This is a genomic window from Corallococcus praedator, from assembly GCF_003612125.1.
GTDB lineage: Bacteria > Myxococcota > Myxococcia > Myxococcales > Myxococcaceae > Corallococcus > Corallococcus praedator.
Genome location: NZ_RAWI01001075.1, coordinates 1 through 438 on the forward strand (window position 1 = coordinate 1; position 438 = coordinate 438).

The following is a 438-nucleotide window of genomic DNA, read 5'->3' on the forward strand; positions in this document are numbered from 1 at the left end:
GGTTATCATTCCCGTCCTGAACAAAATCGACCTGCCAGGGTCCATGCCCGAAGAGGTAAAAGACGAAATGGTCGATCTGCTCGGCTGCGACCGCGACGACATTATTCCGGCCAGCGGTAAAGAAGGCATCGGCATACCCGAAATCTTAGCCGCCATTGTGGAGCGGATTCCGGCTCCGAAAGGCGATCCGACCGGTTCATTGCAGGCCCTGATTTTCGACTCCCACTTCAACTCATACCGGGGTATCGAAGTCATTTTCCGGGTGCAGAACGGCCGCATCCGCAAGGGTGACCGGGTCAAGTTCATGAATACCGGCAAGGAATATAACGCTGACGAGGTGGGCACGTTAGGCCTGGTGCAGGTGCCAAAAGACGTGATCGAATGTGGCGACGTGGGCTACCTGATCTCGGGTATCAAGGTGGCCAAAGAGGTTAAAGT

Annotated in this window: 1 pseudogene; it reads left to right on the forward strand. The window is 55.3% G+C overall.

Annotated features, from left to right (window positions below):
- Nucleotides 1–438: pseudogene (locus D7Y13_RS50155) on the forward strand (elongation factor 4); the annotation flags it as partial.